The organism is Bacillus sp. AFS041924 (assembly GCF_002577195.1).
Lineage (GTDB): Bacteria > Bacillota > Bacilli > Bacillales > Bacillaceae_G > Gottfriedia.
Map to the genome: position 1 here is coordinate 1 of NZ_NULG01000032.1, position 14,740 is coordinate 14,740.

Annotated in this window: 13 protein-coding genes and 1 pseudogene; 12 read left to right on the forward strand and 2 right to left on the reverse strand. The window is 33.0% G+C overall.

Translation table 11 applies throughout. From position 1 onward, the window contains the following. The 5 genes and pseudogenes from COC46_RS22185 to COC46_RS11155 all read left to right on the forward strand — a co-directional run. Positions 1-249, forward strand: a pseudogene (locus COC46_RS22185) (phosphate-binding protein); the annotation flags it as partial. A gap of 115 nt (positions 250-364) precedes the next feature. Beyond that, positions 365-1,261 (forward strand): phosphate ABC transporter permease subunit PstC, encoded by an 897-nt coding sequence (pstC, locus tag COC46_RS11135; RefSeq protein WP_098809786.1) that lies wholly within the window; start codon positions 365-367, stop codon positions 1,259-1,261. Beyond that, positions 1,258-2,145 (forward strand): phosphate ABC transporter permease PstA, encoded by an 888-nt coding sequence (gene pstA / locus COC46_RS11140; RefSeq protein WP_098809787.1) that lies wholly within the window; start codon positions 1,258-1,260, stop codon positions 2,143-2,145. Before pstC ends, pstA begins: the two co-directional genes overlap by 4 nt. A 179-nt stretch (positions 2,146-2,324) precedes the next feature. Next, positions 2,325-2,798: an ABC transporter permease gene (locus tag COC46_RS11145; RefSeq protein WP_255294876.1), complete on the forward strand. Its 474-nt coding sequence runs from the start codon at positions 2,325-2,327 to the stop codon at positions 2,796-2,798. Between the two features lie 404 nt (positions 2,799-3,202). Then, positions 3,203-3,937, forward strand: a complete 735-nt coding sequence (locus COC46_RS11155; protein WP_098809790.1) for a YwaF family protein — start codon at positions 3,203-3,205, stop codon at positions 3,935-3,937. Between the two features lie 104 nt (positions 3,938-4,041). Here COC46_RS11155 and COC46_RS11160 read toward each other — a convergent pair whose 3' ends face one another. Continuing rightward, positions 4,042-4,728: an ArsR/SmtB family transcription factor gene (locus COC46_RS11160; RefSeq protein WP_098809791.1), complete on the reverse strand. Its 687-nt coding sequence runs from the start codon at positions 4,726-4,728 to the stop codon at positions 4,042-4,044. Positions 4,729-4,823: 95 nt separating this feature from the next. Between COC46_RS11160 and COC46_RS11165 the strand changes: the two genes are divergently transcribed. Further along, on the forward strand, positions 4,824-5,435 hold the full coding sequence (locus COC46_RS11165) for a flavin reductase family protein (protein WP_098809792.1): 612 nt from the start codon (positions 4,824-4,826) through the stop codon (positions 5,433-5,435). A 146-nt stretch (positions 5,436-5,581) separates the two neighbouring features. On the opposite strand, the gene COC46_RS11170 is transcribed toward COC46_RS11165, so the two are convergent. Beyond that, the gene (locus COC46_RS11170) at positions 5,582-6,022 is read right to left on the reverse strand and encodes a hypothetical protein (RefSeq protein WP_098809793.1); all 441 of its coding nucleotides are present in this window, start codon (positions 6,020-6,022) and stop codon (positions 5,582-5,584) included. Positions 6,023-6,285: 263 nt separating this feature from the next. Between COC46_RS11170 and COC46_RS11175 the strand changes: the two genes are divergently transcribed. The 6 genes from COC46_RS11175 (at position 6,286) to COC46_RS11200 (ending at position 14,521) form a co-directional block, all read left to right on the forward strand. Then, positions 6,286-7,716, forward strand: coding sequence for a spore germination protein (locus COC46_RS11175; RefSeq protein WP_098809794.1), 1,431 nt, complete (start codon positions 6,286-6,288; stop codon positions 7,714-7,716). Positions 7,717-7,722: 6 nt separating this feature from the next. Then, positions 7,723-8,820: a GerAB/ArcD/ProY family transporter gene (locus COC46_RS11180; RefSeq protein ID WP_098809795.1), complete on the forward strand. Its 1,098-nt coding sequence runs from the start codon at positions 7,723-7,725 to the stop codon at positions 8,818-8,820. Further along, entirely contained in the window at positions 8,817-9,935 is a 1,119-nt protein-coding gene (locus COC46_RS11185; protein WP_098809796.1) for a Ger(x)C family spore germination protein, read from the forward strand. Before COC46_RS11180 ends, COC46_RS11185 begins: the two co-directional genes overlap by 4 nt. 632 nt (positions 9,936-10,567) lie before the next feature. Further along, entirely contained in the window at positions 10,568-11,560 is a 993-nt protein-coding gene (locus COC46_RS11190; protein WP_098809797.1) for a sugar-binding protein, read from the forward strand. After that, the gene (locus COC46_RS11195; protein WP_098809798.1) at positions 11,550-12,965 is read left to right on the forward strand and encodes a sensor histidine kinase; all 1,416 of its coding nucleotides are present in this window, start codon (positions 11,550-11,552) and stop codon (positions 12,963-12,965) included. Before COC46_RS11190 ends, COC46_RS11195 begins: the two co-directional genes overlap by 11 nt. A 23-nt stretch (positions 12,966-12,988) precedes the next feature. Further along, positions 12,989-14,521 carry a response regulator gene (locus tag COC46_RS11200; RefSeq protein WP_098809799.1) on the forward strand — a complete coding sequence of 511 codons (1,533 nt, stop codon included), beginning with the start codon at positions 12,989-12,991 and terminating at the stop codon, positions 14,519-14,521. Positions 14,522-14,740: the final 219 nt, after the last annotated feature.

Sequence of the window (14,740 nt, forward strand, 5' to 3'; positions counted from 1 at the left end):
GCTAACTCCTATTTAATTGGCGATAAAAAGGATGCATTAAAAACAGTTAAAATTGACGGAAAAGAATCTTCAACAGACAATATCGTTGCAGGTGCATACCCATTCTATTCATATGAGTACATGATTACAAAAGGTGACGCAAAATCTCCTGTAAAAGAATATATCGAGTTCATTAGTGGAGACGAGTTTGCTAATAAATTAGTTGAAATGGGCTATATCCCAGCTTCAAAAATGGCAGGACTAGAATAAAAAAATAATCAGTCTGAAAATCAAANNTCAAATTTTTGGGACTTTGTTTATACACTGAGAGTTGGTTTTATACCAACTCTTAAACTACTTTATTAATGGATGATAGGGGTTTATCATGAATTTCAAAAAAAGAAACTTTTTTCTAATTGAATACCTTGGAAGAAGTCTTGTCACTTTATGTGGTTTCTTGATGATTGCTATTACAATTTCAATAATAGGATTTATTGTTAGTAAAGGAATACAATCATTTACAGTAAATCATATATCGTTAAGTGAAATGTTATTTTCAAAAAATTGGAGTCCAAATAATGCATCTAATCCAACATATGGCGCTTTAATTTTTATCGTTGGATCAATTCTTGTGTCTGTTGGTGCTGTTATGATTGCTGCGCCAATTGCAATTGCACTAGCAATTTTCATGAATTTTATTTCACCTAAGTTTGGTGAAAAAGTATTAATTCCAGTTTTAGAAATTCTAGTTGGTATTCCATCAGTCGTTTATGGATTTCTAGGTGTTACAATATTAGTTCCTCTTATTCGAAATACATTTGGCGGAGTAGGTTTTAGTTTAATTGCTGGTATTATTGTGCTTAGCGTTATGATTTTACCTACAATATCAAGTATAGCGTCTGATGCTGTTCGAGCTGTTCCGAGAACATATTTAGAAGCATCATACGGACTTGGTTCTACAAGATGGCAGGCGATTAAGTTAGCGATTATACCTGCTGCAAAAACGAATATATTAACAGCAATTGTTTTAGGTCTAGCACGTGCTTTTGGTGAAGCATTAGCAGTACAAATGGTAATCGGAAATACAGTTAAGTTCCCTAATGGTATTTTTGACCCAACAGCAACATTAACAGGGATTTTAACAATGGATATGGCAAATACATTAAATGGTACAGCCTGGAACAACACGTTATGGACGTTAGCAATGATCTTACTTCTAATTTCATTCCTCTTTATTCTGATCATTCGTTTAATAGGAAGAAAAGGAGGAGCAAAAGCATGATTGCAAGAAAAATGGATAAGGTTTGGACAGGAATTCTTTGTCTAATAGCAGGTTTAGTCGTACTATTATTATTATTTTTACTAGGTGAAATTCTTTTTAAAGGTTGGGGATTCTGGGACTTTAATTTCTTGTTCGGAAAGCCTAGCAATACTCAAGCAGGTGGAGGAATCGGGCCACAACTTTTTAACTCCTTTTATATCTTAGTTTTAACATTAATTATTTCAGTTCCAATTGGTGTAGGCGCAGGGATCTATATGGCAGAATATGCAAAACCAGGTCGTTTCTTAAACTTCCTAAGATTATGTATTGAAACATTAGCTTCATTACCTTCAATTGTAGTAGGTTTATTCGGTTTATTAGTATTTGTAACAATGACTGGATGGGGATACACTTTAATTGGTGGTGCACTTGCGATTTCAATCTTAAATTTACCAGGTTTAACACGGGTATGTGAAACAGCATTATTAAATGTTCCTAAAACTAGCAAAGAAGGTAGTCTTGGATTAGGTGCTACAAAATGGCAAACAATTACTAAAATTAGTATTCCATCTGCTTTTCCACAATTAATTACGGGAATCATTTTAGCAGCTGGAAGAATTTTTGGTGAGGCAGCGGCATTAATCTATACAGCTGGGCTAACAACGCCTATTTTAAATAATGCTGCTCCATTAGATACACCAATGAATCCATTTAATATTTTTAGACCAGCAGAAACCTTAACAGTTCATATTTGGAAGCTAAATTCAGAAGGTATTGTTCCAGATGCACAAGCGATCGCAACAAAATCTGCTGCAGTTCTAATCGTCATGATTCTTCTATTTAATTTATTTGCTAGACTATTTGCAAAGTTTTTAAATAGACGTTTTACTGGGGCAAAAAGATAACTAAATGTTTTTTAAGATCTCTATGGAAGATTCCGTAGAGGTCTTTTTGAATTGACGAGAATTTTACATAAATAATTTCATTTGTGGACATGCATACAATCACTTAAAGCTTGTCTCTATATAATATAGAAGTTTATAAGAGAGTGAAGTGAAAAAATTTGCCACCAAAACCCCAAAAAATGAACGATTCAAATGAAGAGAATAAAGAGAATATCAATATCGCTTCAGCCTTTAGAGCTGTCAATAATGCAAATCAAACTGTTCCTGTAAACACTTTTGTAAAAGTAAATTATCACCTTAAACAATTTGATTTAGCAAACGAATATAATCCTTTACTTTCAACATTTAGACCAAATAAGAATGGCGTCTATTTGATTTCTGCAACGATTTCTTTTTCTCCTAATGATAATGTTAGTTATAGAGCTCGAATCGAAATTCGTGTGAATGGAAGACCTGCCGTCGCGATCGATAACGATTTCTTTGGTCCAATAAACTTTGGTAATGTTGTAAATGTTTCAACGATCCTGAAACTTAGAGCTTTGGATAAAGTTGAGGTTTTTGCCCAAAGTAGCGCTGCTGGCTTTATTGCAGTAAATACAGATGGCCAAGCTAGTACTCATTTTGAAGCTGCTAGATTTCCATCTCCAACATAATACTGGATAATAATTTTGAAGGTTCCTCTATGAGAGTGAACCTTCAGACTGCCCGCCAAACGCTCGCTTTCTTCGTTGCTTCGCCTGCTAAAGCGGTGCTCATTACCGTTTTGGGTAACTNNAGTCTGAAAATCAAATTTTTTGGACTTTGTCTACACACTGAAGGTTCCTCTATGAGAGTGAACCTTTTTGTTTTGGTTTTATACGAACTCTTACAAAATTAGACGGTGCGGTGACATAAAAACTGGTGCATTTTTCGAGAGCAGGATTAACAATGTTAAAAGAAAAAAGGAAGGAAGTATTTATTGGAGAACAAATAAATAATAATATAGAAATGAAATGTATATCTGGTATAGGATTGAAAGTTATTAGAATAAAAAATAAACAGAAGTAGGGGGGATATTATGAATTTTTTTGGTGGGAGTAGCAAAGGGATCCGTTTTGAGGCGTTTGGTATAAGTCATTTAATCGTAATAGGCATATTAGTTATCTGTATAATAGGTCTCTTTTTAGTGAGAAATAAATTAAAAGAATTAAATTTAAGAAAAGCAGAGTTTGTGATTGCTGGATTTTTGGTTTGTGCCGATGTTTTGTATAACATATGGATGGTAAAAAATGATATATGGAGGGTTAGTGACTCATTACCATTACAGTTATGTAGTATAAGCTTATATTTAGTGATTATATTGTTGTTAACAAGAAAAAAGCTAGTGTATGAGATTGTGCTGTTTACTGGTATTTTAGGGGCGATGCAAGCAATTTTAACACCCTATTTATTTTTTGGATTTCCTCATTTTAGATTTATACATTTCTTTAGCACTCATAGCTTAATTATATTAGTACCTTTCTATTTTACATGGGTAAGAGGGTATAGACCGACACTGTCTTCAATTGGAAAGGTATTTATATTTTTAAATATACTAATGCCATTTATTATATTTATTAATAAAAAGACTGATGGGAATTATATGTTTTTAGGAGGAAAACCTGAAACAAAAAGTGTTTTAAATTATTTAGGAGATTATCCTTATTATATCGTTTCCTTAGAAGGAGTATTATTAGTACTGAGTCTATTATTATGGCTAGGATTACGTGAGAAGAGTAAGAAAGTATTAAAAGGGACAGAGATTGGTATGTAGATTTTATTTTAGAACGTAGTTAAACTAGTTTTGAAGAAAGGCACTGACCCTCAAAGTCCGTGCCTTTTTACATTAAAGGTTCTGTTAATTTTTAAGTAGTTATATTAAATATCAAAAGAAAATATTTCTTTAAATCCTTTTTTCCCTTCCAAAGTTATTTTTATAGCTCTTGTCTTTGGCATACGTTGAATCCAATTTAATGCTAAAAATCTTTCTAGAAGGGCATTTCCTAATGCGCCACCAATGTGGTAACGTCTTTCACTCCAATCTAAACATTTGTGTGAAAATGATCGACGCTTTTTCTTAAGATTTTCAAGATCAATTTGAAAATCAGTAAAGAATTTCTCTCCTTTTTCCGTAACAATAAATCCTTGCTTTTCTTCGTTTATAACTCCCAAATTAATTAAAGAATCAGTTAATAGTACCCCAAACTTACCAGCAGGATGATCATAACATGTTCTAGCAAAACGTATTGCTGTATTTTCTGAAGCTTGTTTTAAAGACTTAATTTTAATTGGAGGAGCTATTGATAATAATGTCTCCATTATTTGAGCAACTTCCTGATTTAAAATACCGTAGTAACGATGTCTACCTTGTTTTTCTACGCTAACTAATTTTGCATCGACCATTTTTGCTAAATGGAAACTAGCCGTTTGAGGTTTTATTCCAGCCATATATGCTAGTTCACTAGCGGGATGGAATCTACCATCTAAAAGGACAGTTAAGATTGCTGCACGTGAAGCTTCACTTACAAGCGTAGCAACCACTGCTACATTAGGATTTGCATTCATTCTCATTCCCCTCCCATTATGTAATCCATATTTCGATGATAATTGAAATATTTATATTCTACAATACATATAGAAACACATAAGAGGAGGAAAAAATGAGTCATTCTACAAATACTAAGTTGATTAAACCTAAAATTCTATATTACGGAACACCAGTGATTTTACTAAATACATTGAATGAGGATGGGACAGTTAACATTAGCCCTATGTCTTCATCATGGGCTTTAGGAGATTGCATAATTTTAGGAATTGGACTTGGCGGGAAAGCTATTGAAAATTTACAGCGCCACCCTGAATGTGTAATCAATATACCGAGCCCTTTATTATGGGAGAATGTTGAATTTTTAGCCCCTTATACAGGAAAAAATCCCGTTCCGGATTCTAAGAAAAATATTGGATTTACATATGGAAAAGAAAAATACAATATCAGTAAATTAACCGCTACAGAGTCACTAACCGTAAAACCTACACGAATTAGGGAATGCCCAATTCAAATTGAGGCAATGGTAAAACACATCCGTATACCTGAACATTCACCTGATTTTGCAATTGTTGAGACACAGGTTTTACATGTACACGCTCATAATGAAATCATCATTGAAGAAAATCATGTTGATCCAAATAAATGGAGTCCACTCATATACAATTTCCGTCATTATTTCGGTCTCGGAAATAAATTAGGTAAAACTTTTCGTTCGGAAATATAAATATAATTCTATTTAGCCAGTTTCAGTAATATATAGTGCTTCAAATAATAAAGTCAGATTCCAACTGGAAAGGAATCTGACTTTAATTCTTTAGTTTAATAAGAGTTTTCATATTTTATTTATCTTTGTACTAAAATATTTAATTCTTAATCCCAATAATTAAATATTACATCCCCAATTGTGATTGGGTTCCAGTATTCAACTTGTTTTTTAATTGTTCGTATATTTCGTAATTCCTCATGATCTTCAAGAAAAAATTGTTTGTTTAAGTCACTTACTTTCATTATTGTATAACCAGTAAACTCTATTTCCAGTTCTTCAAAGTCGATAAATTCCAATGGAAAAGAGTTTCCAAATTCACCGTATTCATCAGCAAGACAAAAAGCAACAAATGGATGTGCACTATTTATTACTGCATAAACAGGTTTTGGTAGAAAGAAAAATTTTACTGCATAAAAATTTTTATAATCTGTTTCTAAATCACTTAATATCTCATATTTTATCTGTTTTAATGAAGCGATTTCTTTACATTTAGCATAAAATTTTGATTTATCAATTGAGGGTGGATCTGGATCTTCTCCAGGCATGTAATATCCCCCTGATACTCCATACGGTAAATTCATTTTGGTTAGATTGAACTCCTATATCAAATTGTATTAATTCTCTAACAGTATACCAATTAATTAGATCTGAAATGATATAACTTAGTGAAATTATTCTTTTTCCTTTTAAACATCCAATACTAATCGAAGTAGTTGTGGTATTTTTATCCAAAATTAACATTAATTACTAAGTAAGGAAAACAAAAGAATTGGAAAAATAAACATAACTTTTGAGTAGGAGGTTCTTCATGAAAACTGAATCGTTTCTTGATTTAAACGAAAAAAAAATCAGAGAGATTTTATGTCATACCTCCGATTTTAAAACGAGTGATGTTCGAGTTGGTGAACAATGGTACCGTCTCTATTATTTGAATTCAATGATTGATAAGACCCTAGTGCAAGATCACATCATCCGCCCGTTGCTTCAAAACCATTACACGAGTATTCGTGAAGCGGTTACCATTCTAGATTATCAAGAAACTGAATGGTTATCAGAAGTATCAAAAGCACTGGTCGCAGGAAAAACAGTTGTTCAAAAAAATGGAGAAACCACCTGTTATCTATTAGATACTGAACAAACAACTGATCGTACTGTTTCAATTCCACTAAATGAACGTGTTTTACGTGGTTCTCATAAAGCACTAAATGAAAATCTCGACACAAATCTAAACATGTTACGAAAACTAGTGGAAACACCAGATCTTATCGTAAAGAGTTACGCAATAGGGCGTCGTTCAAATTCAAAAGTGGCCGTTTTATACCTGCATTCATTAGCGAACGAAGTCGTCTTAATGGAATTGGAGAAAAAAATCGCAAGTATCGATATCGATTATGTCGAGTCACCTGGTTTTGTTGAGGAATTAATAACGGATGATAAATTTTCTCTTTTCCCAAAATTTCTAATCTCTGAACGTACTGACCGAATCCGATCTTATCTAATGGATGGGAAAATTGCCATTTTAACAGATGGGTCACCGGAATGTGTTATACTTCCGGTCTCGTTTTGGTCCTTTTTCCAAACACCTGATGACTATCAAGTCGGCTGGATTGTAGGTAGTATGTTTCGTTTCCTTCGAATTGCTTGTTTCATCTTTGCCATTTCATTACCAGGATTGTATGTAGCGCTCGTAACATTTGATCCACGAATTATTCCATTTGAAATTGCCTTGACACTTAAAAATTCAATGCAATTGGTTGCTTTACCTCCGATTTTAGAAGCGTTAATCATGCTTGTTACGCTCGAAGTCTTACGCGAATCAGCCATTCGATTACCAAGTCCAATTGGTCAAACGATTGGCGTAGTTGGTGGAATTGTCATTGGTACAGTCGTTGTTCAAACGAATCTGATTTCAAATATGATGGTCGTTGTAACTGCGCTCACGGGTGTATCTTCCTTTATTATTCCTTCATACGAAATGAGTAATGTCGCACGAATCATCACTTATCCCTTCTTAGTGATGGCGTCTATGTTTGGATTGGTTGGGTTAGAAATTAGCTTCTTTATGTTATTAACACATTTAGCCCGGATTCACACGATTGGTATTCCTTATTTTTATGCATGGTTTACCAAAGATGCGATAAAAGATACCCTATTTCGAGCACCGATTAAACGTCTAAAAAAACGTTCAATCGAAAGTGTCGCAAAAGATTTGACGAGACTACATAATCCAAAGGGGTAGTTGACGATGATTCATCTGAAAAAGATTTCACTTAACCAACTTATATGCCTTGTGATTACAACACAAATTGGTGCACATGTCTTGTCTATACCGTACGCCGAATCTCGCCATACAGGTCATGATGCGTGGATGTCTGTTTTGGTTGGAGGTGCGTTCTCGCAATTAGTTATACTAGTGATTTATCGACTTGGTAAGCGTTATCCTACATTAACATTTCAGCAGTATCTCTATCAGATTGTTGGAAGACCAATTGGTGTCGTGTTAAACTTTTTGCTTGCCCTTTTTTGCGCACAGAATTGTATCATTGTTGTGATTTCTTATGCAGATATCCTTCATCGGTGGGTGCTGTATGAAACACCTTGGATTGTACTTGTCGGTTTTTCGTTTCTGATGGCAGCCTATACCGCATCATCTTCTTTAAGAAGTATTTCGACCGTCTCACAATCCGTTCTCACATTGTTTGTTATTTGTGCGGTAATTATCATCATAAGTGGCATGGGTAAAGGGAGTTGGCTTCATTTGTTACCGATTGGCACACATGGAATCGGAGCGGTCTTAAAGGACTCGATTCCAACATTTTGGGCGTATACTGGATTCGAATTACTTCTATACGTTTTTCCATTTGTACAGTGTAAAAAAAAGATTGAGATATTATTTGCAATGTCTTTAGCAAACGGAATTACGACATTCTTTTATGTATTGGTAACCATCATCGTCACTTATAATTTTAGCGAAACACAATTGGATACCATTACAGAACCAATGGTGTTCATTTTACGTAAATTCAGATGGCCTGTCGTGCAAAGTTTAGATATCGTCTTCATAACGATTTGGTTATCTGTCACAACGGCAACCGTCTATTTGTACTTATTTTTGTCTGCACGGTATGTCGCAAGTATGCGAAAAAATGAAATCAATCGTCATTCATTATTGGTTTGGTTGATTGCCGTTTTTGCTTTTGTCATTGCTTGCTTTTGCGCTGATAGACAACGAATTATTCGTTATACTGATGTTCATAATGTTATTTCTTTCATCATGATCGTTGTGCTACCAACAGCTCTTTTGCTTGGTTCGATTCTTCGTGGAAAGGTGGCAAAAGGATGAGAAAAGTTGCCATTTTACTGTTGTTGTTGCCACTTCTAACTGGTTGTTGGGATCGCTTACCGTTAAGAAAATTACAATTTGTCGACATCGCAGGACTCGATTGGAATGAAATGAATCGTGAAGCCGAATTAGATTATGTCATCACGAACCTAAAAAGTACGGGTCCAGGTTCAGGTGAACCAGTTTCTGAGACGGTTGAATTAAAAGGACGCAATGTTGTTGATGCCATTAGTCAAGGAGAATATATCGATCAAGCGCCTTTTTTAGGAATCAGCACAGGAATTTATTTAATGAGTGAATCGTTTATGAAACACGATCCAATTTCGCAACTTAATTTTTTACTACATGCACCGTATTCGTCGATTAACACACCGGTTGTGGTATTCAAGGGGGACCTAGGAACATTTTTAAAGACGGCTCCAAAACAAAATGGAAAGTTCACTGAAAATTTTTATTCCTTTAATATGGCATTAGATAAGAATAGCATCATTCCTAGCGTGACGATGATGCAATTCTTACAATCAAAAGAAGACGAATTAGCAAACTTTGCGATTCCTGTTGTGAAACAAAATGAGAAAGGGACAAAATTAGATGGAGCGCTATTATTTAGCCACGGGAAAAATATAGATGTAGAACTCAATAAAGAACAATTACGAATGGTGATGTTACTAAATGGTAATGAAGGAGGAAGACAACGATATAGTGGTAAATTAGAGAAAGTTAGCGATGAAAAGAACGCTTATCGTAGTTATAGCTTTTCAGTAAAAAAAGGCACTTCAAGTATTCGTGTGATCCCACAGTCAAAAAAACCACCAAAGGTGAAAATCAATGTTAACATCGACATTTACGCATTCGATTTAGGTAAAGCATATCACCAACTTGATGCAAAATATGTGAATAAAATCGAAAAAGTACTAGGGGATCAATTAGACAAAAAAGCATTAGAAACCATTCAAACCATGCAAAAAGCAAATTGTGATTTGGTTGGAGTAGGCGAAAAGATTAAGGCGTTTCACCCAAAAATTTGGAAAAATTTAAATTGGGAAGATGACTATCCTAAAATGAATATTAAGCCACATCTAAAGGTACACATTTTAAATGTTGATCGAATGTAAATTTCACCTATCTTTTGATAATCTGGATTATAAACAAAGCATGTAAAACCTCACAAAAATTCTTTGCATTTTGTTATTTTTGATATTGAAAATTGATAAAACACGAACGATTTGTGAACACCGCATAAAAAACTGTGAAAGTGGCTTAAATAACACTTAAAGTGGCTTAATTATCAACGAAAGTGGATTAATTAGCAGTGAAAGTAGCTCATATTAGTGTAACAACCATTAATATTCTAACAAAGAGGCTGTCCCAAAAGGAAGACTTCAGCCTTGAAATTTGAAAAACAAAAAGTAAGAATGTTGATTTAACAGCATTCTTACTTTTTTAATTTGATGATTTTTTAATCAAATAGGGCTTTTGGGACAGCCTCAGACATTTTATGTACGAAATTCAGTGCTTTATGAACAAAACCTACACCTCTTCGTCAATCGGCGTGTTTTCTTAAAAAAAATCTTAATATAACGATTAAGCTAAATAGAAGTGGCTTGGAGTGACAAATTAACATATAGTTAATGTGAAAACCATTCATCAATCGATCGATAATGTATGGGAAAAAATTGTAAAGTCTATTAGTCTTGTAAACTGTATAATCAAAATGTACTATTTTAATATAGGACTGGGGGACGACATGGAAGAGAAGAAATGGTCGATTATTTTAAGTTTACTTTTTTTATTGTTTGTTTATGTACTTATTCATTTTGAAATAAATGCTAGAAATATTGAAAATTCAGTTCAAAAATTACAGAATCGAGAAGTAGAACCTGAGAAAAAACTTCATTTTGTTCTTATTTCACAAGAGTTTGATAATCCTTATTGGAGGAAAGTACAAGAAGGTGCAGATGTTGCTGCAGAAAAATATGGGGTAAATGTTGAATATATTGGTCCTTTACGTACAAGTCCAGAAGAGCAAATTAAGTTATTAGAAAAGGCAATTGCTTCTCAGGTAGATGGGATTATCGTACAAAGTCTAGATGAGAATTCTTTTTCGCCTGTAATAAATAAAGCGGTTTCACAGCATATTCCTGTTATTACGATTGATACAGATGCGTCAAAAAGTAAGCGTATTGCTTATGTTGGGACAAATAATTTTAACGCAGGAGAGCAATTAGGCAGAGTAGTTGTAGAGGAAACGAATGGTGTAGGGAAAATTGGAGTAATTATTGGAAGTGAAAAATCAGAAAGTCAGCAGGCTAGATTAAATGGCTTTTTAAGTGTTGTTAAAGAGCATCCAAAATTAGTTGTAAAGGATATTGAGTCCTCTAACATTTCAATTATTCAAGCGAAACTCCAAACTGAGAGTATGTTACGTAATAATAAAGATATTTCAGTTATGGTTGGTACAAGTGCTTTAGATGCTATTGGAATCTTGAATGCATCAAAAAATTTAAAGCTAAATCATGTTGAGATATTTGGATTTGATAATATTGAAGGTACTCTTCAAGCAGTTGAAGACGATGCGATTACAGCGACTGTTATTCAGAAGCCATATGAAATGGGCTATCAATCTGTCGGCCTATTAATTGATTGGTTACACGGTAAAGCCATCAAGAAAGAAAATTTTACACCAACCGAGGTGGTGACGAAAGAAACGTTGATCAGGAGGAGAAACGTTGAAAATTAGGACAAAGTTATTTATTTTTATTCCTATTCTAGTTATTTTATTGAATCTAGTTTCATTTTTTATTTTTGAAAATGGAAAGAAAGTTCAAGAAAGTTATAATTTAATGATAAATAAAATATTTTTATATAAACAAATCTCTTTTGAAACCCAAGAGAATTTAAGTTTGGTTAGTAGTTACATTATCAATCCTCAGCCAAAAAACTATCGATCAATTATACAGCATAAGAGCAATCTGCAAAAATTAAAAAAGGAATTGTTAACACATAATGCCACTAAAAATAATCAACTTGTGTTAGAAAATTTTACCCATATGATTGACTCTTTTATCGAGTTAGAAACATCAATTACAGATAATCTCGTTTCTCAGAATTTTTCAAGTTATACAGAGGAATATCGTGATATAGAGAAAATATCAGGATTTATTAGAGAGGATAGTCAGAATCTAGTTGATTTAGAGCTTAGTAACTATCAGCCTATTTTTCGAAAGATTATTGCCAATACTCAGTCAATGAACCAATTAGGTGTGCAATTATTTGTTATTACGACAATCATTAGTATTGTTTTTGCAATTTGGTTATCAAGAAGCATCGTCATTCCAATCAATCGATTAGTTTATATGGCGAAGCAAATTGGTAAAGGGAATTTTAATGTAGATCCACCTACATTGTATCGGAATAATGAAATCGGTATTCTTGGTAAAATCCTAAATGAAATGTCTAAGAATTTAAGTAATCTAATGACTAAAAATATAGAAATCGTAGAGAAGGATCGACTTGTGAAGGAGCTTGAACTAAAAGCTTTACAAAGTCAGATAAACCCGCATTTCTTATTCAACACTTTAAATGTTATTTCTAAGTTAGCATACATTGAAGGAGCTGAACAAACGAGTGATCTGACTGTATCGACCTCGAATTTGTTGCGCTATAATTTACGAAAATTAGACGAGCCTGTAAGTCTTTTGGAAGAAGTAAGAAATGCTGAAGAATATTTTTCAATTCAAAAAGCAAGGTTTAGAGATCGTGTACGCTTTGAATTAAATATAGAAGAATCTTGTTTAGGGCATAAAGTTCCTTGCTTAACATTGCAGCCACTTCTTGAAAACGCATTTATACATGGGATTGAGGGGATGGAGCAAGGTGCTGTCATAGGGATTACGATAAAGAACAGTGAAAAGTATATTTACATTGAAATTTATGACAATGGTGCTGGTATGAAAGAAGAGACGAGAGAGGCTCTTTTAACATCGTCTACGCCGATTATCTCTCAAAAAAGCTCTACTGGATTAGGTACAACAAATGTCTTTAAACGTTGGCGCATTTATTATGGAGAAGAAGATATTGTTGATATTAAAAGTGAAATAGCTAAAGGGACAACCATTATATTGAAACTACCTGTCTTATCATAATTTTATAATTGAAGGAGGTTATTATGTACCGTTTATTAATTGTGGATGATGAACCATTAGAGCGTGAGGGTCTTGAATTGATGATTAATCGATCAATGCCTAATCAATTTCAATTTGAACAAGCTGAAAATGGACGAATTGCTATTGAAAAATCAATAGAATACCAGCCTCATATTATCTTTATGGATATAAAAATGCCAGGTATTCAAGGGCTAGAAGCCGTTTCTGTTATAAAGCAAAAACTACCTGATACAAAGATATTCATTGTTACTGCATACGATTACTTTACATATGCACAAGAGGCGATCTCATTAGGTGTAAAGGATTATATTTTAAAGCCTGCTAAAAAGGATCATATCATTTCTTTACTACAAAAAATGATTGATGAAATTGAGGATGATCATAAAAAGAGATCACAAGAATTAGAGGCTATTGAAAATTTATCACTAATTCGACCTCTAACTGAAAATGAATACACATTAATGCTAATGTTTAATACTGTACAAGAACTAAACATGACTCAATTGTCTGGCATTCTTGGTTTTGAGATTAAGTTAGGGTATGCCAGTGTCATCAAATTACCGAAAGAAATTATTCAAAATGACAAGGAACAAAGAAGAATTTATGAATGTGTTAGGCATTTTATAAAATCTTCAAGAGATTGTTTAATTAGCCCTGTAGTAGATGGCCAATTAGTCATTTTTATTCCAGTACAGCCTAACCGAGAAGACGATCTTGAAATATATCAAGAGGCTTTAAAAACCATTGAATATATTGAAAATCAAACTGGTTATAAAACGGTGATAGGTATTGGATCTTTAAAGCAAGAATTTGAAGGTTTAAGACAATCATATAATGAGGCAATGCAAGCAGGCTTGGAATGTGATGAATTGACACGCGTTAAACTTTTCTCAGCTAATTTTTCATTGAGTATTTCAGATGAAGAAAAACAAATTCTAATCGATTCTTTTAGAAAAGCTGATTTGGAAGAAGTTATGAACCAGTTCAATCATCTATATGAAAGGTTCACTAATTATCATGTTACACAAGTTAGAACGGAATTAAATGCACTATTAAATCAAATTTTTCAATCTCTCCGTAACTCATCGATTGAAGTTGAAAAATTCCATATTCCAGACATAGATGACCTCAATCAATTGAAGAAGATTGTAGAGCAACAAATCATTAATTTAATTACAAAAATTGATCGAGAAAAAGAAATTAAAATGAATCACATGATGGTGTTAGCTAGGGAATACATTGCTCATCACTTCATAGAGGACATCTCACTTGAGCAAGTGGCTAACTATTTAAAGTTAAATCCTGTTTATTTTAGTAAATTATTTAAAAAGCAAACAGGTGAGACTTTCAGTGATTATTTAATGAATTTGAGAATTAAAAAAGCAAAACAATTAATGGAAAATAGAGAATTGAATTTAAAAGAAATTTGTTACCAAGTTGGCTATAATGATCCGAACTATTTTAGTCGAGTGTTTAAAAAATGTACAAATGAGTCTCCTAAGGAATATAGGAAGAAAGTTTTAATGACTATTTAATATAGAAGATTTATTGAATGCTAGAATTTGAAATAATCGATTTTTTACTAGCTTTGGGATTAAAAAGTTCACTTACTTTAATTGAATAGTTAATGATGAAAGGGTCTAACGACATACTTAATAATCGTATTTACGAATTAATTTTTAATTTGTTTATACATTTATTAAGTTTTCAGTTTGACTCTTTTTTAGTTTGAAAAAGAAATTAACTGCATTAAT

Coding starts and splice junctions, on each gene's coding strand:
- pstC (WP_098809786.1), top strand. CDS start 365: ATGAATTTCAAAAAAAGAAACTTTTTTCTAATTGAATACCTTGGAAGA.
- pstA (WP_098809787.1), top strand. CDS start 1,258: ATGATTGCAAGAAAAATGGATAAGGTTTGGACAGGAATTCTTTGTCTA.
- COC46_RS11145 (WP_255294876.1), top strand. CDS start 2,325: ATGAACGATTCAAATGAAGAGAATAAAGAGAATATCAATATCGCTTCA.
- COC46_RS11155 (WP_098809790.1), top strand. CDS start 3,203: ATGAATTTTTTTGGTGGGAGTAGCAAAGGGATCCGTTTTGAGGCGTTT.
- COC46_RS11160 (WP_098809791.1), bottom strand. CDS start 4,728: ATGAATGCAAATCCTAATGTAGCAGTGGTTGCTACGCTTGTAAGTGAA.
- COC46_RS11165 (WP_098809792.1), top strand. CDS start 4,824: ATGAGTCATTCTACAAATACTAAGTTGATTAAACCTAAAATTCTATAT.
- COC46_RS11170 (WP_098809793.1), bottom strand. CDS start 6,022: ATGCCTGGAGAAGATCCAGATCCACCCTCAATTGATAAATCAAAATTT.
- COC46_RS11175 (WP_098809794.1), top strand. CDS start 6,286: ATGAAAACTGAATCGTTTCTTGATTTAAACGAAAAAAAAATCAGAGAG.
- COC46_RS11180 (WP_098809795.1), top strand. CDS start 7,723: ATGATTCATCTGAAAAAGATTTCACTTAACCAACTTATATGCCTTGTG.
- COC46_RS11185 (WP_098809796.1), top strand. CDS start 8,817: ATGAGAAAAGTTGCCATTTTACTGTTGTTGTTGCCACTTCTAACTGGT.
- COC46_RS11190 (WP_098809797.1), top strand. CDS start 10,568: ATGGAAGAGAAGAAATGGTCGATTATTTTAAGTTTACTTTTTTTATTG.
- COC46_RS11200 (WP_098809799.1), top strand. CDS start 12,989: ATGTACCGTTTATTAATTGTGGATGATGAACCATTAGAGCGTGAGGGT.